Genomic DNA, 24932 nt, shown 5'->3' with positions numbered 1-24932 from the left:
GCGCCTCGTCGTCGTACCGGCTCAAGCCGGACGCTCGACCCCGTGTCCTCCCTCCCCGTCCCCAGCGGTACGCCGTTCACCTCCGCGATGGCCGCAGCCGGCGGCCTGTCCCCGCGCGGCCTCCGGCGCCTCCTCGCCAGCGGCCAGGTCCGCCACCTTCTCCACGACGTGTACGTCGGCGCACCGACCCCCGACTCGCTCGACCTCCGCGCCCGCGCTGCGGCCTTGGTGCTCCCCGAGCACGCCGTCGTCTGCGACACCAGCGCGGCCTGGCTCCACGGGATCAATCTCGTCCCGCTGGCGGCGCTCGACGTCTCCCCGCGACTCGATGCCGTGTCGATCGACGGCAGCGCCGTCGTACGACGGCCGGGCATCCGGGGCGGCAAGCGGGTGCTGCGCCGTGACGAGATCACCTCGGTCGAGGGCATCCGCGTCACCACCCCGGTCCGTACGGCGTGCGACGTGGCCCGGCTCCGCGGTCGACTGCGCGCGATCGCGGCGCTCGATGCCTTCCGGCGCAGCTTCGCGATCACCGAGGCGGAGCTGTGGCACGTCGTACCGCGTCTGGCGGGCCATCGAGGGGTCATCCAGCTGCGCGAGCTCGTCCCGCTCTCGACCGCCCGGGCCGATTCGCAGCCGGAGTCGTGGGTCCGGCTGATGATCCACGACGAGGGCCTGCCGATGCCGCAGCCACAGGTCTGGACGATGCTGCCCGACGGGCGGCGGGTGCGCATGGAGAACGCCTACGCGCACCTCCGCATCGCCGTGGAGTACGACGGCGAGGAGTTCCACACCGCGCCCGACGACCGGGAGCACGACGAGGAGCGCCGCGAGGAGCTGCGCCGCGCGGGGTGGCTGGTGATCGTCGTACGGAAGGACGGGTTGGGGGTCCGCGAGCGCATGGTCTGGTTGCGGCGCCTGGCGTCCGCGATCAGCGACCGCGAACCCGCTCAGTCCGGCAAGCGGATGTACTCACGCGGTCCGGACGAGCCGAACCGCCACCGGCGACGCTGAATCGTGCACCCTCAGGCGCCGGAACTTGCTCCTTCGCCCGCCGGAACGCGCCCCTTCGCGGGGTAGGCGGGAGGGGGAGGGTCAGGCGTGGCCGTCGAACATCGACGTGACCGAGCCGTCCTCGAACACCTCGCGGATGGCCCGGGCGACGAGCGGCGCGATCGACAGGGTGGTGAGCTTGTCGAACTGCTTCTCGGGGGGCACCGGGAGGGTGTTGGTGATGACGACCTCGGTGGCCTTGCTGTTCTTGAGGCGGTCGACGGCGGGGTCGGAGAGGATCGCGTGGGTGGCGGCGATGATGACGCCGGCCGCGCCCTCGGCCATCAGGGCCTCGGCGGCCTTCACGATGGTGCCGCCGGTGTCGATCATGTCGTCGGTCAGGACGCACATGCGGCCCTTGACGTCGCCGACGACGCGGTTGGCGACGACCTCGTTGGCGACGTCGGTGCGGCGGGTCTTGTGGATGAACGCGAGGGGGGCGCCGCCGAGGCGGGCCGCCCAGCGCTCGGCCACCTTGATCCGGCCGGCGTCCGGGGAGACGACGGCGAGCTCCTGGTCGCCGTACTTGTTCTTGATGTAGTCGGTGAGGATCGGCAGCGCCATCAGGTGGTCGACCGGGCCGTTGAAGAAGCCCTGGAGCTGGTCGGCGTGGAGGTCGACGGTGATGATCCGGTCGGCGCCCGCGGACTTGAACAGGTCGGCCATGAGGCGCGCGGAGATGGGCTCGCGGCCGCGGTGCTTCTTGTCCTGGCGCGAGTAGCCCCAGAACGGCATGACCACAGTGATCCGCTTGGCCGAGGCGCGCTTGAGCGCGTCGACCATGATCAGGTGCTCCATGATCCACTCGTTGATCGGAGTGGTGTGGCTCTGCAGGACGAAGGCGTCGCAGCCGCGCACCGACTCCTCGTAGCGGATGTAGATCTCGCCGTTCGCGAACTCGCGCGCCTCGGTCGGGACCAGCTGCTGGTCGAGGATCTGGGCGACCTCGTCGGCCAGCTCCGGGTGTGCTCGACCCGAGAAGATCATCATGTTCTTCTCGGTCGTCCGCTTCAGACCGCTCACGTCTGTGACTCCCCTGGATCGCCGGAGCTGATGGCTACGATTCTGCCCGCTCGGCCCGGTCGTCCCCAAGTCCGGGTCCGTTTTCGGACTGTTCACCCGTGGCGTCCGCCACAGCCGGCCCGGCAGCGGCCGCCGCGGCCTCCGCCTGGGCGGTGCCCGCGCGCCGCGAGAGCACCCAGCCCTCGAGGTTCCGCTGGGGCGAGGTGCTGACCGCGAGGGCACCCGCCGGCACGTCGCGCCGTACGACGGTCCCGCCGCCGGTCGACGCCCCGTCGCCGATCACCACGGGCGCCACGAAGGTGTTGTTGGAGCCGGTCTTGGCCTGCCGCCCGACGACGGTGCGGTGCTTGTTGACGCCGTCGTAGTTGGCGAAGATCGTGCCGGCGCCGATGTTGGACCCGGCCCCGATCTCGGCGTCGCCGACGTAGGAGAGGTGCGGGACCTTCGCCCCGTCGCCGATGGACGCGTTCTTGGTCTCGACGAAGGTGCCGATCTTGCCCTTCGCGCCGAGCAGCGTCCCGGGCCGCAGGTAGGCGAACGGACCGACGGTCGCGCCGGCGCCGATCACGGCCAGCTGCCCGTGCGTGCGTACGACGCGCGCGCCGGCGCCGATCTCGCAGTCCTCGAGCGTGGTGTCGGGCCCGACCACGGCGTCCTCGGCGACGACGGTCGCACCGAGCAGCTGCACGCCGGGCAGGATCGTCACGTCCGGCGCCAGGACGACGTCGGCGTCGATCCAGGTCGTCGCCGGGTCCATCACGGTGACCCCCTCGCGCATCCAGCGGGTGACGATGCGCCGGTTGAGCTCGCGGCCGAGGTCGGCGAGCTGGGCGCGGTCGTTGGCACCCTCGGTCTGGAGCGCGTCGTCGACGGCGTGCGCGGCGACGGTGAGCCCGGCCTCGCGGGCGAGCCCGATGGCGTCGGTGAGGTAGTACTCGCCCTTGGCGTTGGCGTTGCCGATCCGGCCGATCGCGTCGAGCAGGAAGGCGGCGTCGAAGGCGAGGATGCCGGAGTTGATCTCGGTGATGGCGCGCTCGGCGTCGGAGGCGTCCTTCTCCTCGACGATCGCCTGCACGACGCCGGCCTCGTCGCGCACGATCCGGCCGTAGCCGAACGGGTCGTCGACGATGCCGCTGAGGATGCTCACCGCCGCGCCCGCGGCCCGGTGGGACGCGGTGAACTCGACCAGGGTGGTGCCCTCGAGGAGGGGGGTGTCGCCGTAGGCGACGAGCACGGTGCCCTCGCGCGGCGCGTCGGGGAGCGCCTCGAGAGCCATCCGGACGGCGTGCCCGGTGCCGAGCTGCTCGTCCTGGACGGCGAGCACCGCCTCGGGTCGCGCCTCGCTGACGTGGGGCGCGACCAGCTCGCGCTGGTGACCGACGACGGTGACGACGCGAGCCGGCTCGAGCGCCCCGACGGCGACGAGCACGTGCTCGATCATGCTGCGCCCGGCGATCCGGTGGAGCACCTTGGGCGTCTTGGACTTCATCCGGGTGCCCCCGCCGGCGGCGAGGACGATGACGGTCAGCTGGTCGGTCACCCGGCCACCTTAGTGCGGGCCGCTCAGCGTCCGTCGAGCCAGGCGAGCACCGCGAGCACCCGCCGGTTGTCGTCCCCCGCCTGCGGCAGGTCGAGCTTGGTGAAGATGTTGTTGATGTGCTTCCCGACGGCCTTCTCGGTGACCACGAGCCGGGCCGCGATGGCGGCGTTGGAGCGCCCCTCGGCCATCAGGGTGAGCACCTCGCGCTCGCGGTCGGTGAGCCGGTCGAGGGGCCGGGAGCGGGCCGAGACGAGGGTGGCGACGACCTCCGGGTCGAGCACCGTGCCCCCGCCGGCGACCTGGCGGACGGCGGCCAGGAAGGCGTCGACGTCGGCGACCCGGTCCTTGAGCAGGTAGCCGACGGCGCCCTCGCCGCCGGCGAGCAGGTCGCGGGCGTAGAGAGGCTCGACCCACTGGCTGAGCACGAGCACCGGGAACGCCGGGCGGGCCGCCCGCAGCGTGGTCGCGGCGAGCAGCCCCTCGGTGGTGTTGGTCGGCGGGAGCCGGACGTCGAGCACGGCGATGTCGATGTCGTCGCGGTCGAGCGCCCGGGCCAGCGACGGCGCGTTGTCGACCGCCTCGACGACCTGGATGCCGCCGGACTCGAGGATCCGGGTCAGGCCCACGCGGAGCAGTGCCTGGTCCTCGGCGAGCACGGCCCGCAGGGGGACTAGGGAGTCCGGCACGGCACCTCCATCCGGACCGTGGTCGGTCCGCCCTCGGGACTGTCGACGCTGAGTGTGCCGTCGAAGGCGTCGAGCCGCCGGGCCACCCCGCTCAGCCCGGAGCCGGCGGGGTCGGCGCCGCCGCGGCCGTCGTCCCCGACCAGGAGCCGGAGGGTGTCGCCGTCGTAGGAGCCGCTCACCCACGACCGCCCGGCCGCGGCGTGCTTGACCGTGTTGGCCAGGCACTCGGCGACAGCGAAGTAGGCGGCGGACTCGACCGGCGCCGGCAGCCGCGGGACGTCGACCGCGACCGCCACGGGCAGCGGCAGCGCCACGGCGAGCGCCTCGATCGCGCCGGCCAGGCCGCGGTCGGCGAGCACCGGCGGGTGGATGCCGCGCACGACCGAGCGGAGGTCGTCGAGCGCGTCGATGGTGGTCTCGCGGGCCTCGCGCAGCAGCGCGGCGGCGGCCTCCGGGTCGCTGTGCAGGAGCTTCTCGGCGAGGCCGACGCTCATGCCGACCGACGCGATCCTGGCCTGGGCGCCGTCGTGCAGGTCGCGCTCGATCCGGCGGACCTCGGCGGCGTTGTGGTCGAGCGTCTCGGCCCGGGACTCCTCGACGCGCTCGACCCGCTCCGCCAGCTCGGCCACCCGGTCGTGGCCGAGGATCGCCCGCTCGGAGCGGGCCCGGGCCGTGACGAGCGGCTCGGTGACGAACCACCAGGCCAGCAGCATCGGGCCGCTCAGGAGGAGCAGCAGGAGCCACACCCACTCCCCCGCGCTGAACGCGAGGATGAGCCAGGTGACCGGCGTGGTCAGCAGCGCCACCGGCACCAGCGACATCACGAAGCCGCCGGTCGCCGAGAAGCAGAGGAAGCCGAAGTCGCGCCACCGGGCCGGGTCCCGCACCCACCGCACCGGCCAGGCGAGCGCGAAGCTGCCGGTCGGCGCGTAGCGGGCGGGGATGGTCTCGCCCAGCACCCGGCCGCTGACCTGGCGGTGCGCGGCGGTGAGGGCGGCCGTCATCGGGACCACGGCCAGCGCCAGCACGAAGCCGACGCCGGCCAGCCCGAGCGGGATGCAGAGCAGGGTGAGGATCGCCAGCGCGAGCGACGGGACGAACGAGACGGCATAGCCGGCGGAGAGCAGCGTGAGCCGCAGTCGCTCCACCAGTCCGTCGACAGTGACCGTGGCGTCCATCGCGGGCCAGTCTGTCATCGGACGGCGCTCCGCACCGCGCCCCGCGCCGACCCCAGGGTGACCGCGGCGACCGCGGCGACGACCGCCGGGACCAGCCACAGGCCGCCGTCCGGGACGACGCCCTCGTGCCGGGCGATCGCGAACGGGACCACCGTGGTCAGCGCGGCGAGGAGCCCCAGGCCGACCCCGATCAGCGCGACGACGGCCGCCTCGGCGACGACGGACCCGCGCACCTGGCGCGGCGTCGCACCCAGCAGGCGCAGCCGCTCGAGCTCGGTCCGCCGGTGGGCGACCGTGGCGACGAACGCGTTGACCACCATGATCGCGGCGAACAGCGCGATCATCGCGACGACGACGTTGTTGAGCAGGTTGATGGTGTCGCTGTCGGGGGTGCCTGCGGGCACGCTGCGGGTGTCGATGTCCACCAGGAGCAGGGTCCCGGCGGCGGCCGCGGTCAGCACGATCACCGGTGCGAGGACGCCCGAGAGCAGGTGCGCCCGCCGCGTGGTGTTGTACGACGCCAGGTGCGCGCTCGCGCTCGACGACGCCCCGCTCAGCAGCCGGACCGGGGTGGCGCACCAGCGCAGCAGCACCGGCGCGAGGACCGCGAGGCCCACCCCGACCAGGATCGAGCTCGACCCGCTCGTCGACATGGCGGCATAGGGGTCCTTGTCGTGCGCGGTGACGGTGATCGTGATGACCGCCATGCCCAGGCCGTAGCCGATGAGCAGCACCGCGATGGCGACGCGCCACCAGCGCATCCGGCCCTGCTCGGCGACGCTGTCGCGGACCAGGACGCCCGCCGGCCCGCGGGTCGCGCGGCGGGCGGCCACCGCGGCGGCGACGCCGGCGGCGAGGAGGACGAGCAGCGCGGCGGCGCCCACGGAGGCCCGGCCGGCGTCGTACCGGGTGGCGTCGGAGACCATCCCCCCGGACTGGAGCAGCGCGAACAGCAGCCGGCCGGTGCCGGCCGCGACGAGGGCGCCGAGCACGGCACCGAGCACGGCGACGCCCGCGGCCTCGCGGGCGATGAGCCGGCGGGCCTGCCGCGGAGTGGCGCCGATGGTGCGGAGCAGGCCGATCTCCGCGGCCCGCTGGGTGGTGGTGATGCCGACGGTCGAGGCGACCGAGAAGAGCACGATCAGCGCTCCCCAGCCGCCGACGACGGCGCCCATCACGACGAGGTTTCCGGTGTCGGCGTCCGCCGCGGTGAACGAGGTCTCGACCAGCGTCGCGAACGAGCCGATCAGGGCGGTGCCGAGCAGCACCGCGAGGAAGGTCGCCGTCGCGCCGAGCGGACGGTGGCGCAGGCTGCGCCAGGCGAGGGTCGTGGTCCCGGCGCTCATCGGGCCACCACCAGGTCGTCGAGGTGCGCCATCTGACCGGCGACCGCGTCGGCGGTCGGCTCGGCCATCCGGCCCGCGACCCGGCCGTCGACGAGGAAGACCACCTCGTCGGCGTACGACGCGGCGACCGGGTCGTGGGTCACCATCACCACCGTCTGGCCGAGGTCGGTGACGCTGGCGCGCAGCATCCCGAGCACCTGCCGGGCGGTCGCGGAGTCGAGCGCGCCGGTCGGCTCGTCGGCCAGGACGACGTCCGGGTCGGTGACGAGCGCGCGGGCCAGCGCGACCCGCTGCTGCTGGCCGCCGGAGAGGCTGCCGGGCAGGTGGTGCGCCCGGTCGGCAAGACCGACCCTCTCGAGCAGCGCCCGGACCCGCGCCCGGTCGGGGCGCTTGCCGGCGAGACGCCGCGGGAGGCCGATGTTCTGCTCGGCGGAGAGGTAGGGCAGCAGGTGGAAGCCCTGGAAGACGAAGCCGATGCGCTCGCGGCGCAGCGTCGTCCGGCGCTCCTCGTCCCAATCAGTGACGTCCTCGCCGCCGATGAGGACCCGGCCGCTCGTGGGCCGGTCGAGGCCGGCGGCGCAGGTGAGGAAGGTGGACTTGCCGGAGCCCGAGGGCCCCATCACGGCGGTGAAGGTGCCGCGGCGGAACGCGAGGTCGATGCCGGCGAGGGCGACGACGCCGGCGGCGCCTTCGCCATAGGTGCGGGTGAGGCCCTGGACCTCGAGGGCGACGGGTGCGGACATGGGCTGCTCCTGGGATCTTCGGGGGGTCGGGATCGGTGTCTCCGACGCTAGGAAGATCCGGGGCCGCTCTCGATGGGCCTGATCCGCCAGTGGGGGGTGGGGTTTTCCCTACCCCCCGGCTCGGGCAGGGTGGGTGATCGTGCCCGATCTCGTCGCCGACCGTGTCCGCCAGCTCGCCCGCCGGAGCCTGGTCACCGCGGTGGTGACCGCGGTGCTCGCGGCCGCCGGGATCGTCGGTGCCGGTGTCCTCGGCTACCGCGCCTCCTCCGCGCAGGTGGCCGAGCCGGTCACGGTCACGGTCCGGAGCGAGGGCACCCACCAGGAGCGCCGCGGCGGGCGGCGCTCGCGCCGGACGGTCGAGGTCCGCCACGTCGACGTGACCACCGCGGACGGCCGCACCGGCCGGGTGAGCAGCGAGGACCTCCAGGTCGGCGACACGGCCCGGGTGTGGCGGCGGACCGACGGCGGCGCGATGTCGGAGGACGAGCCGTCCGGGCTGGGCGTCGGCGACGTCCTGCTGGCCGGCGGCACCGGCCTGGTCGGCCTGGTCCTGCTCGGCGTCGCGATCGGGTCGGCCCGGCGGGCCCGCCGGCTGCGGGCCACCGACGTCGCGAGCTCTCCTCGGGTGGCGTTCGCGCTGGACGAGGAGAAGCTGCGCGCCGAGCCGCACCGGGTCCAGCAGAGGGTCTGGCACCTTCCGCTGACGGTGACGACCTCCGAGCACCGCAAGGTGGCGGCCGGCTCGTCCCACGACCTCTTCCTCGAGCCCGGCGAGGACCCGGTCGACGTCTCCGCGGGGGCGCCCCGGCAGTGGGAGGGCCGGGTGCTGCACGCCGGCCTGCTCTCCACGGTGGTCGCACTGCGCACGTCACCGCAGGCACCGTGGTGGGTGACCGACGTCTGAGCGGGGGTAGCCTGGCCCCGACCTAGTCGGGCCGCGGAAGGTGAGCAGGCGGGTGGCGAACTCTCGGCCCTCCACACACGCAGCAGCGCTGCGTCTCGTCGCGCTCTTCATCGCCGGCATGCGGGTGGCGACGCTCGTCCAGATGGCGCCGTCGCTGGCGACCGCGCTGACCGCCGAGGACCGCCACCCGGCCACCGTGGTCACCTGGCTCGTCGCACTCGTCGCGCTCACCGTCCCCTCCGTCGTCGTCCTGCTGCGCCGGCGCCCGCTCGGCCCGGCGGCGGCCGTCGCCGACGTCGCCATCGCCGTGCTGCTGCTCGTCGCCGGGCTGTGGACCGTGCCGGTCGACCTGCGGCAGGGCACCTGGCTCGGCTTCCAGGCCGGCTACGCGATCTGCGTCGCGTGCTCGCTGCTGACCGGCGTGACCTCGCGGCGGCTCTACGTCCCGCTGCTGGCGACGCTCGCGACGGCGACCGCGGTCTACCAGGCGCCGACGGTGCACCGCTGGAGCGACGTCCCGGACCTGCTCGGCAACGTGCTCACGATCCTGGTCCTCGGCCCGCTGGCCTGGACCTGCACCCGGATGATCATCCGGATCGGCGCCGAGGCCGACGAGGCCCGCCAGCTCGCCGCCGACGCCGCCCGCACCGAGGAGGAGCGCCGGGCCCGCACCGCCATCCACAACGGGACGGCCGTGCTGCGGCTGCTCGTCGAGACCGGCGGGGACGCCGACCAGCCGGCCGGCCTGCGCCAGCAGGCCGAGATCGAGCTGAGCCGGATGCGGGCCTACCTCACCGGCGACGCCCTCCCCGCGGCCGGGACGACGAGCCTGGCCGCCGTCGTCACCGCGGCCCGCGCCGAGTTCGACGACCTGCCGATCACGGTCGTGGCCCACCTCGCCGACGAGGCCGAGCTCAACCGAGCCGTGGCCGACGACCTGGCCGCCGCGCTGCGCAGCCTGCTGCTCAACGTGCGCCTGCACGCGGGGGCCCGCGAGGTGGTGCTCCACGCCGAGGAGCACGAGGACGGCGACGGCTGGGAGGTCAGCCTCCACGACGACGGCGTCGGCTTCGCGGTCGACGAGATGTCGTACGGCGTGGGCATCCGCGACGTCGTGATCGGCCAGCTCGCCCGCTCGGGGGTGGCGACCGTCGTCGACAGCGTGCCGGGGCTCGGCACCACCGTCACCCTGACCTGCACGCCCGCCCGCAGCCCCGCCCGCACCGAGGAGCCCGTGTGACCGTTCCCCGGTTCGCCCACGTCGACGACACCACCGCGCTGCGCGCGTCGCTCGGCCTGCTGCTGCCCGACCTCGACTTCGTCTCGGCGCACCCCAACGTCGAGGACCTGCTCGCGAAGCGGCCCGCGGCCGACGTCGTCGTCCTCGACCTGCACCTGGCCACGGCCGGCCAGCCCGAGGCCGCCCAGGGGCCGGTGGCGATCCGCGCGCTCGTCGCGGCCGGCTACCGGGTCTGCGTCTACACCCAGGAGCAGCGCCGCTTCGTGCTCGCCGCCTGCCTCGCCGCGGGTGCCACCGGCGTGGTGTCCAAGACCGAGACCCTCGAGGCGACGGCGGCCGCCTTCCGCGCGGTCGCCGACGGCGAGCTCGTCGTACCGCCCGCGGTGGCGGGCCTGCTCGAGGTGCTGGTCCGGCGCGGCAGCCTCACCGTGCTCTCACCGCGCCAGCGCCAGGTGCTCGCCGCCCGCGCCCGCGGCCTGACGTTCGCCGAGATGAGCCGGACCATGTTCCTGGCCGAGTCCACGCTGCGCGGCTACTGGATCGACCTGAGCCGGATCGTCGAGGAGTACCTCCAGGAGACCTCCGCCGGCGACATCGAGCGCGCCCTCGGGCTCAGCCCCGGCGACCTGCTCGACCCCTGAGCCGGTCGGCCCGGGCCGCGGCTTCGGCCGCATGAGAGCCTGGGGGGATGAGGCAGCTGGGCCAGCTCGAGGCGGTCGTCATGGGCCGGCTGTGGGACTGGGCGCGGCCGGCGTCGGTGCGTGAGGTCGTCGACGACCTCCAGCGCTCCCGCGCCATCGCCTACACGACGGTGATGACGGTCCTCGACAACCTGCACCGCAAGGGCCTGGTCGCGCGCGAGAAGGACGGTCGCGCCTACCGCTACACCGCTGCGCTGACCCGCGAGGAGCACGCGGCCGCGCTGCTCGAGGACGTCCTGGCGCAGAGCCCCGACCGGGGCGCCACGCTGCTGCGCTTCGTCGGCCAGCTCTCCGCCGACGACCAGGTCCGGCTGCGCGCCGCGCTCGCCGACGCCGAGGCCGAGGACGCCTGACGCCGTGCTCGCCCCGCTCTCCCTGCTCGCCTTCGCGGTCCTCGCCGCGACGGCCGGCCCACGCCTCCTCCTGCGGGCCCGGTGGGTGCACCGCGCGCCCGGCTGGGGCGTGCTCGCCTGGCAGGGCCTGGCCGGCTCGGTCGTCGTCGCGGTCGCGCTGCTCGGCGTGACGCTCGCCGTCCCGCTGCCGCCGGTCGCCGCGGGCCTGTCCCGGCTGACCGGGATCCCGACCACCACCGTGGTCGCGCACTACCTCACCCCCGCCGGCCCCGAGGTCGCCGCGCTCGCGGCGCTCGCCTGCCTGGGGCTGGCGCTCCGGCTCGCCTGGCTCGCCGTCGCCGCGGTGCTCGGCACGGTCCGCGCCCGCCGCGGCCAGCACGACGGGCTACGCCTGCTCGGCCGCGAGCACCCCGACGGCTACGTCGTCCTCGACCACGCCACGCCGCTCGTCTACTGCCTGCCCGGCCGGCACCCGCGGATCGTCGTCACCAGCGCCGCCCGCGCGGCGCTGACACCCCACGAGCTCGCCCAGGTGCTCGACCACGAGCGCCGGCACCTGTCCTCGCGCCACGACCTCGCCCTGGCCGTGGGCGGCGTGCTGCGCCGGGCCTTCGCGCCCGTGCCGCTGCTGCGCACGCTGCTCGCGACCGCCCACGAGCAGGTCGCCGTCCTCGTCGAGATGCAGGCCGACGACGCCGCCCGCGACCCACGCGGCCTCGCCCGGGCACTGGTCGCCCTCGCCTGCGGAGCGCCCGCCGCGCCCCCGTCCGGCCTGGCCGCGGGCGACGTCGCCGCCCTGGCCCGGGTCCGCCGGCTGACCGGCGGCGCGGCCGGGTGGTCGCACCCGCGCAGCGCGGCGGTCGGGTCCGGCACGGCGGCCGTGCTCGCCGTCCCGGTGGTGCTGGCGGCGGCGCCGCTGATCGAGATGGTCCTCATCGGCTGCCGCGCGATGCTCGCGTGACGCGCGCCGCGGTCAGCCGAGCGTCTTCCAGTAGTACCAGAACTGCTCGATGATCAGCACCAGCACGAGCAGCACCGCCAGCGTCAGCACGAAGACGTGCCACTCCCGCAGCGTCCGCACCACCCGCGACCCCGCGACCCGGGCGCCGAGGAGCCCGGCGCCGGCGTTGCGCAGCGTGACGTACCAGAACACCGGCAGGACGACGGCCCACACGACCATGCAGTAGGGGCACAGCGCGCCGATCCGGTACAGGCTCTGGAAGATCAGCCAGCCCACGAAGCCGAGGCCGAGCGTGACGCCGGCCTGCAGCCCCGCCCAGTACCACCGCGCGAGCCGGGCACCGGCCAGCAGCGCCGCGCCCGTCGCCATGACGACCGGGAACGCCGCGATGCCGAGGAGCGGGTTCGGGAAGCCGAGCACCTCGGCCTGGTCGGTGACCATCACCGAGCCGCAGTTGAGGATCGGGTTGATGCTGCACGTCGGCACGTAGTCGGGGTCCCTGAGGAGCTCGAGCTTCTCAAGCAGGAGGACGAACGCGGCGACGAAGCCCAGCGCCCCGCCCCCGAGCAGGAGGCCGCCGAGACGCTGGTCCTCGCGCTGCTGCGGGTCGGTCATGACCGGCGTCGCGCTCACTCGCCGAGGGCGTCGACGAGGGCGCGCTCGAAGTCCGCGACCGACGCGGGCTGCAGCAGCTCGCCGTCGAGGAAGAACGTCGGCGTGCCCTGGACCCCGAGCGCCATGCCGTCGTCGACGTCGCGGCGCACCCGGCTCGCGACCTCGTCGGAGGCGTAGTCGGCGTCGTAGCGGGCGAGGTCGAGGCCGAGCTCCTCGGCGTAGTCGCGGAAGAGGTCGTCGAGCGGCACCCGCTGCTCGCCCCAGGCAGCCTGGGTGTCGTACATCTTGCGGTACATCTCCTCGAACCGGCCCTGGCGCGCGGCCGACTCGACGGCGCGCGCGGCGCGGTCGGCGTTGAAGTGCCCGGGCAGCGGGAAGTAGCGCACGACGAAGGTGACCCGGTCGCCGTACCGCTCGCGGAGGTCCTCGACGACCGGGTACGCCGCGCCGCAGGCCTCGCACTCGAAGTCGAGGAACTCGACGAGCTCGACGTCGCTGCTCCCCCGCTCGCCCAGCAGGCGGCTGTCGTCGCGCACCAGCCGGCTGTCCGCCGCCGCGCCGCCGGTACCGGTGCCGGCTCCGGCGTCGGCCGGGTCGTCGCTCCCGCCGGCCACGAGCAGTCCGGCCACCACGGCCACGAACACCGCGGCGACCAGCAGGGTGGCCTTGAGCTGAGGCTTCACGGGGGCTCCTCCGTCGTTATCTACTAAGGAGCATCGTAGAAGGTGGGCGCAAGGCGCCACGGGACCAGCGGCGCCATCGCGACCTCGACCCGCTCCTCCTCGGGCAGCCCCTCGTTGGCGCGCAGCTCCTCCTCCATCGCGCACAGCGCGCTGAGCCCGTCCGGGAACGGCCCGCTGTACTGCGTGCTGTACGCACTGCGCAGCACCAGGACGTACGGCTCGTCGATCTGGCCGGACAGCGACGCGACCACCAGGTCGACGACACGGCGGATCGCGCCCGGCGGGCGCGACGGGTCTTCGGGGTTCTCGAGCGGCGACGGCATGCCTGGGAGACACCGGCACCGCCGCGTGCTGACGCGGGTTCGGCGGCTGTCGTGCGGATCACGCCGGCGTCCCACCCGGGGAGCGACGACAGAAATCGCCACCGAATCGGCGGATTCGTGACTCTTGGCCCCGGACGTGGCGGGCGAGCGGCACGCGCTGGAAGGCTCCTCCCCAGGTGGATCGACCGAAAGTCCCGAGACACGTACGCACGCCACGTTCCCAGGAGGACCCCATGCCCATCCGCCCGCTCACCCGTCGCGCCGCCGCCCTGCTGGCGCTCCCCCCGGCCGCCGCGGCCGCGCTGGTCGCCGGCACCGCCGGCCCCTCGGCCGCCGACGACGCCTGCGTCCCGACCACGACGCTCACCGCCCCCGACGCGACCCTCGCCGACGACGGCCTCGCACTCCCCGCCGACTGGGTCGCCCGCTTCCGCGCCGCCGAGGGTGCGCTCCCGGCCGCAGTCCCCGGCGGACAGCACCGGATGCTGACGGGCTCCGTCACCGTCGTCCTCACCGAGCCCGACGGCTCGCTCGCGCACGTTCCCGGCACCTACGGCGGTGCCGGCCCGGTCGGCGACCTGACCGGCCTCGACTGGCGCGCCGGTGGTACCGGCGAGACCACGGTCCTGGCGTTCACCGCCGAGGCGCTCCCCTACGCCGACACCCTCGCCGGCTCGCTGCGCTCGGTGGTCGAGCAGCTCGCGGCGGGCCGCCCCGACCTGGCCTACGCGGGCTACGACCACGCCGACGAGACCGTCAACCACTACGCCGTGCCGCTGACGTACGCCGACGGCTGCACGGAGCGGACCGTCGTCGTCGAGGTCACCGTGCGCGAGCAGGCCAGCGGCGGCGCCCGGATCTGAGCGCCCGCGAGCTCCCCGGGTAGGAGTCGAACCTACGTCGCTTGTCCTGATTCAAAGTCAGGCGGGCCCTGCCGGCAGACCAACCGGGGATAGCAGGGCAACAGCCTAGAGGCCAGGAGCCCGGCAACGGCGACCGGCCGGATCCCACGGGACCCGGCCGGTCGTCGTACGGCAGAGAGTCAGGCGTTCGGAACGAGGCAGAGCACGATCTTGCGCTTGGCGTTCTCGACGGCCTCGGCCGGCGGCTTGCAGGTCGCCCCGGACTTGCCGACGCTGAGGACCTTCGCCACGCTCGAGCTGCCCTTGGTGGACGCGCAGGCGACCTTCTTCTCGGCGCTGATGTCGAAGCAGTCGCCCTTCTTGGCGTTGAGCTGCAGGCACAGGTCGGCGACATTGCCCGAGTTCGTGCTGCCGATCGAGATCTTGTACGGCGACTCGGTCGGGTCGCACTTTCCGTCGTCGCTGGCGACCTTGTAGGTCGCGTTCGCGTCGTCGCAGTCGAGCTCCTTGTGCTCGGCGTTGATGGTGCCGGTCACCGAGAGGCAGACGCCGACGTCGGGCGCCTTGGCCTCCTCGATCTTCTCCTGGCCCTTCGTCTTCACGAAGTAGATGCCGACGGCCACGAGGATCGCGAGCGCGATGCTGCCCAGCTTGAGCAGGATCTTCATTCCCATGCGGGTGGGTTCCCTTTCCGAGTGAGGGGCGTCTCCGAGCCACCCTCAGCAAATTTTCAGGATCACCCTAGGGGAGGCCTCACCAAATGGCCTCACCGCAACTGCTCACCGGAGCAGGTCGCGCCCGATCACCATCCGCTGGATCTGGTTGGTGCCCTCGAAGATCTGGGTCACCTTCGCGTCGCGGAAGAGCCGCTCGACGGGATACTCGCGGGTGTAGCCGTTGCCGCCGAACACCTGGATCGCGTCGGTGGTGACGCGCATCGCGGCATCGCTCGCGGTGAGCTTCGCGATCGAGGCCTGGCGCGAGAAGGGGCGCCCGGCGTCCTTGAGCCGCGCCGCGTGGAGGTACGACGCCCGCGCGCGCTCGACGTCGGCAGCCATGTCGGCGAGCAGGAACTGCATGCCCTGGAACTCGCCGATGGTCCGCCCGAACTGCTCGCGCTCCTTGGCGTAGGCCACCGCGTGCGCGAGGGCGGCCTGGGCGATGCCGGTGGCGACCGCGGCGATGCCGAGCCGGCCGGCGTCGAGCGCGGAGAGCGCGACGCGCATGCCGGCGCCCTCGTCGCCGATCAGCTGGGCCGCGGGGATCCGGGCGCCGTCGAAGAGCACCTGGGTGGTGACGTCGCAGTGCAGGCCCATCTTCTTCTCGGGGGCTCCGAACGTCATCCCCTCGGTGCCGTCGGGGACGACGAACGCCGACAGCCCGCGCTTGGGGTCCTCGGAGGTGCGGGCGAAGAGGATGTAGTAGTCGGCGCACGAGCCGTTGGAGATCCACTGCTTCGTGCCCTTGACGACGTAGTCGTCACCGTCGCGCACCGCGGCGGTGCGGATGCCGCTGACGTCCGAGCCGGCCTGCGGCTCGGAGAGGCAGTACGCGCCGAGCCAGTCGCCGGACAGCATCCGCGGCAGCCAGGCGTCCTTGACCTCGGCGGAGGCGTTGGCGGCGACCACGGTCGCGGTCAGGGCGTGCACGGAGACGCCGACGCCGACGCTCGGCCACGCGGCGGCGATCTCCTCGACCACCTGGAGGTAGACCTCGTAGGGCTGTCCCCCGCCGCCGATCTCCTCGGCGAACGGCAGGCTCAGCAGGCCCGACTGCCCCAGGAGCCGGTACGCCGACTCCGGGAACTCGGCCTTCTCCTCGGCCTCCGCGACCCGCGGCGCCAGCTCCTTGGTGGCGATCTCGCGGGCCAGCGCGAGGAGCTCCTCGGCCTCCTCGGTGGGCAGCAGGCGGTCGACAGTCGTTCCCATGCGGCCGACCCTAGACGAGCCCGCGCCCGGGGCCACCTTCGTTCGGGGGTACCTCAGTAGGTGAGCTCGACCCAGTCGTCGACGTCGTAGCGGCCGTTGGTCTGGAGGGTGATCGACTGGATGCCGACCGGGCGCTCGTCGCGGTAGGTGATGAGCGCGATGCTGGCCGGGCGGCGCAGCTTGGTGCCGATGGCGATCGCGTAGGCGGCGCCGCCCGTCGTCCCGACGGTGTAGGTGTAGCCGGTCTCGCCGTTCTCGCCCGCGACGGCGGTCGGGCCGCTCTGGACGTGGATGTGCCCGCCGATGACGAGGTCGACGCAGCCCTTCTCGAGGGCGCCCGCACCGAGCTTGGCGTCGTGGACCAGGATCGTGCCGGGCCGCTCGCCGTCGGCGTCCGCGGCGCAGGCGGCCTCGGTGACCCGGTCGGCGACCTCGGCGAAGCTCAGGCCCTTCTCGTCGCGCCAGTTGCCCAGGCCGCTCGAGCGGGGGTCGTCGACGCCGAGGAGCCGGGAGCCGCCGGGGCCCTCGACGACCTCGTCGTCGAAGTAGGTCCAGCCCAGCTTCTCGAGGTGGGCGCGGACGAAGCTGCCGTTGTCGTGGTTGCCGGCGACCGCCCAGCGGCCCTCGAAGTCGTCGAAGGCGGCCGCGACGGAGTCGAGCGAGAAGGCCTCCCAGTGGCTGCCGGTCGAGGTGTCGTCGCCGGCGTCGAACACCGTCGTCGCGCCGGCCCGGTCGGCGATGGCGCGGGCGACCTTGTCCATGCCGACGTTGTCGTGCCGGTCGGAGACGAGGACGGTGACGGTCTCGCCGTCCTCGGGCTGGCGCAGGTCGAGGCCGGCCGCGTCGTCCGCCGCGGCGGAGTAGAACTCCAGGCCCTGCCGGTAGCTGCTGATCGCGCTCTCGATCAGCCGGCGCGACTGGTCGGTGGTCGCGTCGGCCATCACCTGCACGTCGGTGACCTCGTCGGGCAGCGGGACCTCGGGGCCGACGAAGTCACGCAGGCTCTGCCACCGCTCCTCCGACGCCTCGGTGCGCCCCCAGCCCGCGGGGACGGCGACCGCGGCGACCAGCACGAGGACGCCCCCGGTCACGAGCAGTCCGCGCCGGGTGGGCAGCCGGTGCACCAGGTCGCGGCGCCGCTCGCGCCCGACCGCCGCCCACAGCAGCAGCGGCACGGTGCCGAGCGCGGCGCCCTGGAGCAGCGCGGCGTAGGCCATCGACCGCACGCTGCGCTCGACGGCGGCGACCTGGCCCTCGGGCTGCGAGGCGATCGCGGCGTACCGCGCGGTGAGCTCGTCGAGCGACTCGGTGTCGGTCTTGCCGAGCTCGATCTCCAGGCCCAGCCGGCTGCCGGACGGCATCCGCAGGTCCGGCAGCACCGGGCCGGTGCGCAGCACGATCTCGCCGGAGAAGTCCGGGCCGAGGCTCGCCTCGTGGCTCGCGACGTCGATCGTGCGCTCGCTGTTGACGAAGATCGTCGCGGCGACGAGCAGGGACAGGACGAACCAGGCCCCGACGTACCCCAGGACCTTCAGCAGGCGCAGTCGCGTCGGCGTCACGCTCAGCGCCCGGCGCGCGCCTCCGCGACGGCGTACAGCGCGACGGACGCGGCGACGCCGGCGTTGAGGGACTCGAGCACCCCCGCCATCGGGATCGACAGCAGGCGGTCGCAGTTCTCGGACACGAGCCGGGACAGGCCCTCGCCCTCGGAGCCCACGACGAGCACGAGCGGCCCCTGGACCAGGTCGGCGTCGGCGACGAGCTCGGGCAGCGACAGGTCGCCGTCGGCGGCGAGGCCGACCACGAAGCAGCCGGCCTCCTGGAAGGCCTTGATCTGGCGGGTGAGGTTGACCGTCTGGGCGACCGGGCAGCGCGCCGCCGCACCGGCCGACGTCTTCCACGCCGCGGCGGTCATGGAGGCGGCCCGGCGCTCGGGGATGACCACGCCGTGGGCGCCGAATCCCGCGGCGCTGCGCACGATCGCGCCCAGGTTGCGGGGGTCGGTGATCGAGTCGAGGATGACGATCAACGGCTTCTCACCGGCCTCGTCGGCGGCGTCGAGCAGGTCGTCGGGGTGGGCGTACTCGTACGCCGGGATCCGCGCGGCGAGGCCCTGGTGGACCGCGCCGTCGGTGAGCCGGTCGAGCTCGCCGCGGCTGACCTCGAGCAGGCCGACGCCGTGCTCGGCGGCGAGCCGGAAGACCTCGCGAAGCCGGTTGTCGCGCTCGGCGCCCTCGGCGACGTACACCGCCGTCACGGGGACCCGCTCGCGCAGCGCCTCGACCACCGGGTTGCGCCCGGCGATCCACTCGTCGCCACCGGACTTGCGCCGGCCCCGCGGGCCGTTGCCGGCGCGCTTGTCGGCCCGCTTCTTGGCCTCGGCGATCTTGTGCGCCTTGTGGTACTCGCGGTCGGTGGCCTTCGGCGTCGGGCCCTTGCCGGCCAGCCCGCGCCGGACCTGCCCGCCCGAGCCGACCTGCGGCCTCTTGCTCGACTTGCGGATCGCGCCCTTGCGGCTCGAGTTTCCAGCCATGTTCAGCTCACCGTCCAGGTAGGTCCGTCAGGGGTGTCGGTGACCTCGATGCCGGCCGCCTTGATCCGGTCGCGGATCGCGTCCGCGCGCGCCCAGTCCTTGTCGGCCCGCGCCTGCGTGCGCTCGTCGAGCAGGCCGGCGACGAGGGCGTCGACCGCGGCGGTGAGCCGGGCCTCGCCGTCCGAGCTGCCGGTGCCGGCCCACGCGGGGTCGGCCGGGTGGACGCCGAGCACGTCGAGCATCGCGGCGACCGAGCGCGCGGCCTCGGCAGCGGCCTCGTCGTCGCCGGCCGCGAGCAGCCGGTTGCCCTCGCGGACCGTGTCGTAGAGGACCGCCACGGCGGCCGGCGTCCCGAGGTCGTCGTCCATCGCGGTGGCGAACGCCTCGGGCAGCGCGCCGATCTCGCCGGTGCCGGCGCGGTCGAGGAAGGCCTCGATCCGCCGGTAGCCCACCGCCGCCTCGTCGAGCGCGTCGAAGCTGAACTCCACGTGGGAGCGGTAGTGGGCGGCGACGACGTAGAAGCGCAGCTCGGCCCCGCGGTAGCGCTCGAGGATCGCCGGGATCGAGAGCGTGTTGCCGAGCGACTTGCTCATCTTCTCGCCGGCGGTGGTGATCCACGCGTTGTGCATCCAGTACGACGCGAACGCGCCGCCCGCCGCCCGCGACTGGGCCTGCTCGTTCTCGTGGTGCGGGAAGCGCAGGTCGACGCCGCCCCCGTGGATGTCGAAGGCGTCGCCGAGGTACTTGCCGGCCATCGCCGAGCACTCGATGTGCCACCCCGGCCGCCCCGGACCCCACGGGCTCGGCCAGGACGCGGTCGCCGGCTCGGACTCCTTGCGCCCCTTCCAGAGCGCGAAGTCGCGCGGGTCGCGCTTGCCGCGCGGATCGGCGTCGGCCGCCGGCTCCATGTCGTCGACGCCCTGGTGGGTCAGCTCGCCGTAGGAGGCCCAGGAGCGGACGTCGAAGTACACGTCGCCACTGCCGTCGGCCGCCGGGTAGGCGTGCCCGCGCTCGATGAGCCGCTCGATGAGGACGATCATCTCGGGGATGTGCCCGGTCGCCGCCGGCTCGTACGTCGGCGGCGCGACGTTGAGCGCGGCGTACGCCTTGTCGAGCTCGATCTTCATCGCGTAGGCGAGGTTGTACCAAGGACGCCCCTGCTCGGCGGACTTCACCAGGATCTTGTCGTCGATGTCGGTGATGTTGCGGATGAACGTCACCTCGAACCCGCGGTGGCGCAGCCACCGCTGGAGGACGTCGAAGTTCACCGCCGAGCGGACGTGACCGACATGCGGCTCGCTCTGGACCGTCAGACCACAGACGTACAGACCCACTTTGCCCTCCTGAAGGGGCACGAAGTCACGGACTTCGCGGGTCGCGGTGTCGTACAGCCGGATGGTCACCGGGTCAGTCTAGGGATGGGCGGGGATGCACCGCGCATCGTCGGCCGGTCCGCTTGTAACTACGTGTTCATGTATCTACCTGGGGTGTCGACCACCCGGGTAGATACACGAACACGTAGTTACAAGAGCCGCCCGCCGCCCTGTGACGGGAGTGACGGGTGTGACGTACCGTGACGTGGTGCGCCGACACCTCCCCGCCCCCGTCGTCCTGGCGCTCGCCGGCTGCCTCGTCGCCGGCGGCGTCGCCGTCAGCCTGGACCGCTCCGTCGACCGCCCCGATGAGGGGGTGGCGGCGGCCGCGGTGTCCGACCGCAAGGTCGACCTCGAGCGGTACGACGCCGCGGGTCAGTGGCGGACCGGGAAGGTCCGCGGCACCCGGGTGACGGCGGACGGCGAGCTCGCCTTCGACCGGGGCTTCCGCACGACCCGGCTGGCCGGGCGCACCTACGACACCGCGCGCTGGACGAGCCCCTGGGTGGCGCCCGGGTTCTCCTACACCGAGCTCGTCGCGTCGTGGTCGGCACGCACGCCGGGCTCCAGCTGGATCGAGCTGCGGGTCCGGGGTCGCTCGGCTGCGGGCAAGGTGACGAGCTGGGACTCGCTCGCCCGGTGGGCCGCCAAGGACGGCGTCCTGAGGCGGGCGTCCGGCGGCGCCCAGACCGACGACGGCACCACACTCGCGACCGACACCTGGCGCACGGCCGGGCTGGCGTCGTACCAGCTGCGGGTCGAGGTGCACCGCCAGCGTGGCAAGCGCGCGGTGCCACGGCTGGACCTGGCGACCGTCATGACGTCCGCGCTCCCCCGGACCGCGGGGCCCACCTCCCAGCCGGGCGTCGCGCGCGGCGTCGAGCTGGCCGTGCCGCGGTACTCCCAGATGATCCACACCGGCCACTTCCCCCAGTGGGGTGGCGGTGGCGAGGCGTGGTGCTCCCCCACGTCGACCTCGATGGTGCTCGGCTACTACCGGCGGCTGCCGAGCGCGGCGTCGTACGCGTGGGTGCCGCGCGGGCACGCCGACCCGTGGGTCGACGCGGCGGCGCGAGCGACGTACGACTACGCCTACCGGGGCACCGGCAACTGGCCCTTCACCACCGCGTACGCCGCCCGCCAGGCCGGCAAGGCGTTCGTCACCCGGCTGCGCGACCTGCGCGAGGCCGAGGTGCTGGTCAAGGCGGGCATCCCGCCGGTCCTCTCGATCGCCTTCCAGCGCGGCCAGCTCAGCGGGGCGCCGATCTCGTCGTCGAAGGGACACCTGCTCGTCGTCGTCGGGTTCACCAGCAAGGGCGACGTGATCGTCAACGACCCGGCCGCGCCCACCAACGCGACGGTGCGGCGGGTCTACCAGCGCGCGCAGCTCGAGAAGGCGTGGCTCGAGGCGTCGGGCGGGACGGCGTACGTCATCCACGACGCAGCCCACCCGCTGCCGAAGGCGCCTGCCGGCAACTGGTGATCAGGCCTTGGCGGTGACGTCGATCGTGTGCCAGCCGGTCGCACCGTCGGGGACGACGTCGGCGATGGCGCCGGTCTGCACGTTGCCGTCGGCATCGACGGCACGCACCCGCAGCTGGTGGTCGCCCTCGTCGAGGGCCACCGTCGCCTGCCACTGCACCCACGTGTCGACGTTGGGCGTCGAGGCCAGCCGGGCCCGCTGCCAGGCGCCGCCGTCGACCTGGACCTCGACGGCCGAGATGCCCGTGTGCTGCATCCACGCGACGCCGGCGCACACCACGTCGCCGGCCGGCACGTCGGCGCCGGACGCCGGCACCTCGATCTTCGACGCGATCTTGACCGGCCCCATCTCGGACCAGCCCTTCTCGGTCCAGTACGCCGTGATGTCGTCGTAGCGCGTGACCTCCATGTCGACGACCCACTTGGTCGCCGACACGTAGCCGTAGAGGCCGGGCACGATCGTGCGCACCGGGAAGCCGTGCTCGATGGGCAGCGGCTCGCCGTTCATCGCGACGGCGAGCATCGCGTTGCGCTCGTCCATCATCGCCGCGAGCGGCGTCCCGCAGGTCCAGCCGTCCTCGGAGGTCTGCAGGACCGCGTCGGCGTCCGGGTGCGGCCCGGCCTCGGCCAGGATCGCCGCCAGCCGCACCCCGCTCCACCAGGCGTTGCCGATCAGGTCGCCGCCGACCTCGTTGGACACGCAGTTGAGGGTGATCCAGTCCTCGGTGATCTCGCGCGAGACCAGGTCGCGGTAGGACAGCGTGATCTCGCGGTCGACCATTCCGTGGATGCGCAGCTCCCAGTCGGCGGGCGCGATGGTCGGCTTGATGAAGGCCGTGTCGATCAAGTAGAAGGGGCCGTTCGGCGTCTGCCACGGCGAGACGCCGGGCACCCCGAGGCTCGCGCCCGGCGGCACGTCCGGCGCCGTCACGCCCTCGATGCGCAGCAGCCGGCGGCTCTCCTCGGCCCGGCGCCGGGCCGAGCCCGCCACCCGGCCGAGCAGCCCACCGCACGCCGCCACCAGCGCCACCACGCCCGAGGCCACGAAGAACCCGCGCCGACTGGGCATCGGCGCCGTGACCGGCTCACCGCTCGCCTCGACCAGCTCCCAGCGCCGCAGCCACTCCGCGAGGGCCGCCAGCGCCACCACCCACGCCAGCAGGCCCACCACGATGGGCGCCAGGTCGGTGAAAGAGGTGTTGGGCTTCGCGATCACCGCGACCGCGCCCAGCGCCGCGAGGACGACGTACCCGGTGACGGCGAGCCACCACCGCGTCCGCGCGACCCGCCCCAGAACCGCGAAGAAGACCAGCAGGAACGCCAGGATGCCGACCACGAGGACCTTCTTGTCCGCCGTGTCGAACGTCTCGATCGCCCACCGCGCGACCTTGCCGGGCGTCAGCGCGGTGATGCCCTCGGCCACCGCCACGACCGGCGCGTCCCGCACGTGCAGCAGCGCCGCCGCGGCGTAGCTGAGCGCCAGGCCCAGCAGGCCCGACAGCACGCCGGCGGTCGCCCACCAGGCACGGGATGTCCTCACGGGAGTGATTCTTCCTCATCGCCGGCGACCGGGGTGGCCTCGGGCATGATCGGCCCCGTGAACTCCTCCGGCCTCCGCATCGGCATCGGCTCCGACGTCCACCGCCTCGTCCCGCGGAGCAGCGACGACCCACCGCTGGCGCTGGGCGGGCTCACCTGGCCCGACGAGGACGTGCGGCTCGAGGGTCACTCCGACGCGGACGTCGCCGCCCACGCGGCGTGCGACGCGCTGCTGTCGGCCGCCGGTCTGGGCGACCTCGGCAGCAACTTCGGGACGGCGGAGCCGGAGTGGGCCGGCGCGAGCGGGGCGGCCCTGCTCGGGGAGACCCGCCGCCGGGTCGAGGCCGCGGGCTTCGCCGTCGTCAACGTGGCGGTCCAGGTGATCGGGAACCGGCCCAAGGTCGGCCCGCGCCGGAGCGAGGCGGAGGCGGCGCTGAGCGACGTCCTCGGGGCACCGGTCACCCTGTCCGCGACGACGACCGACGGGCTCGGGCTGACCGGGCGCGGCGAGGGCGTCGCCGCGATCGCGACCGCGCTGCTGACGGGCCTGGCAGGCTGACCGCCATGGCCGAGCACGACCACGAGGTCATCAGCGAGGACGGCCTGCGCATCCACGTGACGGTCCGCGGGCCCGCGGACGCGCCGCTGAGCGTGCTGCTGGCGCACTGCTGGACGGCGGAGGAGTCCGACTGGCACTACCAGGTCACCGACCTGCTGGCGCGCTACGGCCACGACATCCGGCTGATCACCTGGGACCACCGCGGGCACGGTCGCTCCGACCGGGCCGCGGAGGCGGCGTGCACGATCCCGCTGCTGGCGCGCGACCTCGGCCTGGTGGTCGACACCTATGCGCCCGACGGCCCGCTCGTCCTCGCCGGTCACTCGGTGGGCGGCATGACGATCACCGCCATCCCCGAGGAGCGGCCGGACCTCGTGGACCGGATCGCCGGGGCGCTGTTCGTGAGCACGACGAGCGGCGAGCTGCACCAGGTCACGCTCGGGCTGCCGGCCGTGGCCGGCGCTCTGCTGCGCGACCGGCTGCCGTTCCTCCTCGCGAACCGGTCGCGGATGCTCAGCCTCAGCCGCCGCGAGAAGTTCCCCGCCATCGAGCGCCAGGTCGCGCGCCGCTTCCTGTTCGGCCGCCCGGCCCGCTCGCGCGACGTCAGCCACGTCGTCGACCAGCTCGTGCACGCCTGGCCCGAGACGATGTCGGGCTTCTTCAAGGACATGATGGCGCACGACCGGATCGGCAACCTGGCGGCGTTCGACGACATCCCGACGACCGTCCTGGTCGGCAGCCGCGACCTGCTCACGCCCCCGGAGCACGCCGCCAAGATCGCGCGCGGCATCCGCGGCGCCCGGCTCCTGGTGGCGCCGGACGCCGGGCACTACCTGCCGTTCGAGCGGCGCGAGCTGGTCAGTGCGGAGCTGTGCGCGCTGGTCGACCGGGCGCTGGCGCGTCCGGCGCCGGGTCGGGGACGGCACCGCTCCCGGGCCTGAACCGCTTCCCCACCAGCACCACGCCCTCGACCACCCGCACCTCGTAGGTCGGCACCGTCACCTGGAGGTCGTCCAGGCAGCGCCCGGTGCGCAGGTCGAAGGAGTGCCGGTGGGCGGGCAGGGCGACGTACGGCACGGTGCCCCGCCGCCCCACGATCCCCTTGGCGATGCCCCCGCCGACGTGGCCGGCGAAGGGATCGTGATTGCCGAGTGCGTAGACGACGTCGTCGGGGGTCCGGAAGATCGCCACCGCCTGGCCGTGCACCAGTGCGGTCACTCCCCGGCCGACCCCGAGCTCGGCCATCCGGCAGATCGGTTGCCACTCCTCGGCGGCCCCGCGTCCCGTCATGGACGCGAACCTAGGA

The 24932-nt window shown here is 73.9% G+C and carries 26 protein-coding genes and 1 tRNA gene; 10 read left to right on the top strand and 17 right to left on the bottom strand.

Translation table 11 applies throughout. The annotated features are described in order from the left end of the window. Positions 1–42 precede the first annotated feature (42 nt). Positions 43–1014 (top strand): type IV toxin-antitoxin system AbiEi family antitoxin domain-containing protein, encoded by a 972-nt coding sequence (locus tag BM223_RS04465; protein WP_052138966.1) that lies wholly within the window; start codon positions 43–45, stop codon positions 1012–1014. A gap of 81 nt (positions 1015–1095) precedes the next feature. On the opposite strand, the gene BM223_RS04460 is transcribed toward BM223_RS04465, so the two are convergent. Genes BM223_RS04460 through BM223_RS04435 form a run of 6 tightly spaced genes read right to left on the bottom strand, consistent with a single transcriptional unit; the run spans position 1096 to position 7569 of the window. Continuing rightward, a complete protein-coding gene (locus BM223_RS04460) occupies positions 1096–2076 on the bottom strand; it encodes a ribose-phosphate diphosphokinase (protein WP_038681323.1) in 981 nt (326 codons plus the stop codon). Positions 2077–2110: 34 nt separating this feature from the next. Continuing rightward, the gene (gene glmU / locus BM223_RS04455) at positions 2111–3616 is read right to left on the bottom strand and encodes a bifunctional UDP-N-acetylglucosamine diphosphorylase/glucosamine-1-phosphate N-acetyltransferase GlmU (RefSeq protein WP_038681325.1); all 1506 of its coding nucleotides are present in this window, start codon (positions 3614–3616) and stop codon (positions 2111–2113) included. 23 nt (positions 3617–3639) lie between these two features. Continuing rightward, on the bottom strand, positions 3640–4281 hold the full coding sequence (locus BM223_RS04450) for a response regulator (protein WP_082004014.1): 642 nt from the start codon (positions 4279–4281) through the stop codon (positions 3640–3642). Positions 4282–4286: 5 nt separating this feature from the next. Next, on the bottom strand, positions 4287–5498 hold the full coding sequence (locus tag BM223_RS04445; protein WP_038681329.1) for a sensor histidine kinase: 1212 nt from the start codon (positions 5496–5498) through the stop codon (positions 4287–4289). Continuing rightward, positions 5495–6826, bottom strand: coding sequence for an FtsX-like permease family protein (locus BM223_RS04440; RefSeq protein WP_038681331.1), 1332 nt, complete (start codon positions 6824–6826; stop codon positions 5495–5497). Before BM223_RS04440 ends, BM223_RS04445 begins: the two co-directional genes overlap by 4 nt. After that, positions 6823–7569 carry an ABC transporter ATP-binding protein gene (locus BM223_RS04435; RefSeq protein ID WP_038681333.1) on the bottom strand — a complete coding sequence of 249 codons (747 nt, stop codon included), beginning with the start codon at positions 7567–7569 and terminating at the stop codon, positions 6823–6825. Before BM223_RS04435 ends, BM223_RS04440 begins: the two co-directional genes overlap by 4 nt. Before the next feature lie 139 nt (positions 7570–7708). Between BM223_RS04435 and BM223_RS04430 the strand changes: the two genes are divergently transcribed. Genes BM223_RS04430 through BM223_RS04410 form a run of 5 tightly spaced genes read left to right on the top strand, consistent with a single transcriptional unit; the run spans position 7709 to position 11728 of the window. Next, the gene (locus BM223_RS04430; RefSeq protein WP_141267350.1) at positions 7709–8473 is read left to right on the top strand and encodes a hypothetical protein; all 765 of its coding nucleotides are present in this window, start codon (positions 7709–7711) and stop codon (positions 8471–8473) included. 52 nt (positions 8474–8525) lie between these two features. Continuing rightward, positions 8526–9713: a sensor histidine kinase gene (locus BM223_RS04425; protein WP_052138968.1), complete on the top strand. Its 1188-nt coding sequence runs from the start codon at positions 8526–8528 to the stop codon at positions 9711–9713. Next, positions 9710–10354, top strand: a complete 645-nt coding sequence (locus BM223_RS04420) for a response regulator transcription factor (RefSeq protein WP_038681337.1) — start codon at positions 9710–9712, stop codon at positions 10352–10354. The genes BM223_RS04425 and BM223_RS04420 overlap by 4 nt, the downstream gene beginning before the upstream one ends. A 47-nt stretch (positions 10355–10401) precedes the next feature. Further along, complete coding sequence (locus BM223_RS04415) at positions 10402–10767, top strand: BlaI/MecI/CopY family transcriptional regulator (RefSeq protein ID WP_038681339.1); 366 nt, start codon at positions 10402–10404, stop codon at positions 10765–10767. Positions 10768–10771: 4 nt separating this feature from the next. Further along, entirely contained in the window at positions 10772–11728 is a 957-nt protein-coding gene (locus BM223_RS04410) for a M56 family metallopeptidase (RefSeq protein WP_052138969.1), read from the top strand. Positions 11729–11740: 12 nt separating this feature from the next. Here the strand turns inward: BM223_RS04410 and BM223_RS04405 are convergent, their stop codons facing one another. The 3 genes from BM223_RS04405 to BM223_RS04395 are packed head-to-tail and all read right to left on the bottom strand — an operon-like array spanning position 11741 to position 13349. Further along, positions 11741–12343: a vitamin K epoxide reductase family protein gene (locus BM223_RS04405; RefSeq protein ID WP_038685213.1), complete on the bottom strand. Its 603-nt coding sequence runs from the start codon at positions 12341–12343 to the stop codon at positions 11741–11743. Between the two features lie 14 nt (positions 12344–12357). After that, positions 12358–13026, bottom strand: a complete 669-nt coding sequence (locus BM223_RS04400; RefSeq protein ID WP_038681341.1) for a DsbA family protein — start codon at positions 13024–13026, stop codon at positions 12358–12360. 23 nt (positions 13027–13049) lie between these two features. Then, a complete protein-coding gene (locus BM223_RS04395) occupies positions 13050–13349 on the bottom strand; it encodes a hypothetical protein (protein ID WP_038681343.1) in 300 nt (99 codons plus the stop codon). A gap of 233 nt (positions 13350–13582) precedes the next feature. Here BM223_RS04395 and BM223_RS04390 point away from each other — a divergent pair, with 233 nt between their 5' ends. Then, positions 13583–14212, top strand: coding sequence for a hypothetical protein (locus BM223_RS04390; RefSeq protein ID WP_038681345.1), 630 nt, complete (start codon positions 13583–13585; stop codon positions 14210–14212). 11 nt (positions 14213–14223) lie between these two features. Here BM223_RS04390 and BM223_RS04385 read toward each other — a convergent pair. From BM223_RS04385 to cysS, 6 genes are all read right to left on the bottom strand, one after another. After that, positions 14224–14302 (bottom strand) — tRNA-Gln (locus BM223_RS04385). An 89-nt stretch (positions 14303–14391) separates the two neighbouring features. Then, positions 14392–14886 carry an LppU/SCO3897 family protein gene (locus BM223_RS04380; RefSeq protein ID WP_141267351.1) on the bottom strand — a complete coding sequence of 165 codons (495 nt, stop codon included), beginning with the start codon at positions 14884–14886 and terminating at the stop codon, positions 14392–14394. 105 nt (positions 14887–14991) lie between these two features. Continuing rightward, positions 14992–16140 (bottom strand): acyl-CoA dehydrogenase family protein, encoded by a 1149-nt coding sequence (locus tag BM223_RS04375; RefSeq protein ID WP_038681349.1) that lies wholly within the window; start codon positions 16138–16140, stop codon positions 14992–14994. 53 nt (positions 16141–16193) lie between these two features. Further along, the gene (locus tag BM223_RS04370) at positions 16194–17699 is read right to left on the bottom strand and encodes a metallophosphoesterase (protein WP_052138970.1); all 1506 of its coding nucleotides are present in this window, start codon (positions 17697–17699) and stop codon (positions 16194–16196) included. Positions 17700–17701: 2 nt separating this feature from the next. Next, entirely contained in the window at positions 17702–18673 is a 972-nt protein-coding gene (gene rlmB / locus BM223_RS04365) for a 23S rRNA (guanosine(2251)-2'-O)-methyltransferase RlmB (RefSeq protein WP_038681350.1), read from the bottom strand. Between the two features lie 2 nt (positions 18674–18675). Continuing rightward, entirely contained in the window at positions 18676–20076 is a 1401-nt protein-coding gene (gene cysS, locus BM223_RS04360; protein WP_038681352.1) for a cysteine--tRNA ligase, read from the bottom strand. 178 nt (positions 20077–20254) lie between these two features. Here cysS and BM223_RS04355 point away from each other — a divergent pair, with 178 nt between their 5' ends. Continuing rightward, positions 20255–21529: a C39 family peptidase gene (locus BM223_RS04355; protein ID WP_141267352.1), complete on the top strand. Its 1275-nt coding sequence runs from the start codon at positions 20255–20257 to the stop codon at positions 21527–21529. On the opposite strand, the gene BM223_RS04350 is transcribed toward BM223_RS04355, so the two are convergent. Continuing rightward, positions 21530–23068 carry a molybdopterin-dependent oxidoreductase gene (locus BM223_RS04350; protein ID WP_052138972.1) on the bottom strand — a complete coding sequence of 513 codons (1539 nt, stop codon included), beginning with the start codon at positions 23066–23068 and terminating at the stop codon, positions 21530–21532. It abuts the gene before it with no gap. A gap of 45 nt (positions 23069–23113) precedes the next feature. On the opposite strand from BM223_RS04350, the gene ispF reads away from it, so the two are divergent. Next, positions 23114–23626 (top strand): 2-C-methyl-D-erythritol 2,4-cyclodiphosphate synthase, encoded by a 513-nt coding sequence (gene ispF, locus BM223_RS04345; RefSeq protein ID WP_038685218.1) that lies wholly within the window; start codon positions 23114–23116, stop codon positions 23624–23626. 5 nt (positions 23627–23631) lie between these two features. Further along, complete coding sequence (locus BM223_RS04340) at positions 23632–24567, top strand: alpha/beta fold hydrolase (protein WP_052138973.1); 936 nt, start codon at positions 23632–23634, stop codon at positions 24565–24567. Here BM223_RS04340 and nirD read toward each other — a convergent pair. Further along, positions 24485–24916, bottom strand: coding sequence for a nitrite reductase small subunit NirD (nirD, locus tag BM223_RS04335; protein ID WP_082003775.1), 432 nt, complete (start codon positions 24914–24916; stop codon positions 24485–24487). The genes BM223_RS04340 and nirD overlap by 83 nt on opposite strands. Positions 24917–24932 lie beyond the last annotated feature (16 nt).

The sequence above is a fragment of the Pimelobacter simplex genome, from assembly GCF_900114845.1.
GTDB classification, from domain to species: Bacteria; Actinomycetota; Actinomycetes; order Propionibacteriales; family Nocardioidaceae; genus Nocardioides; species Nocardioides simplex.
This window is presented reverse-complemented; position numbering and strand designations above follow the sequence as displayed.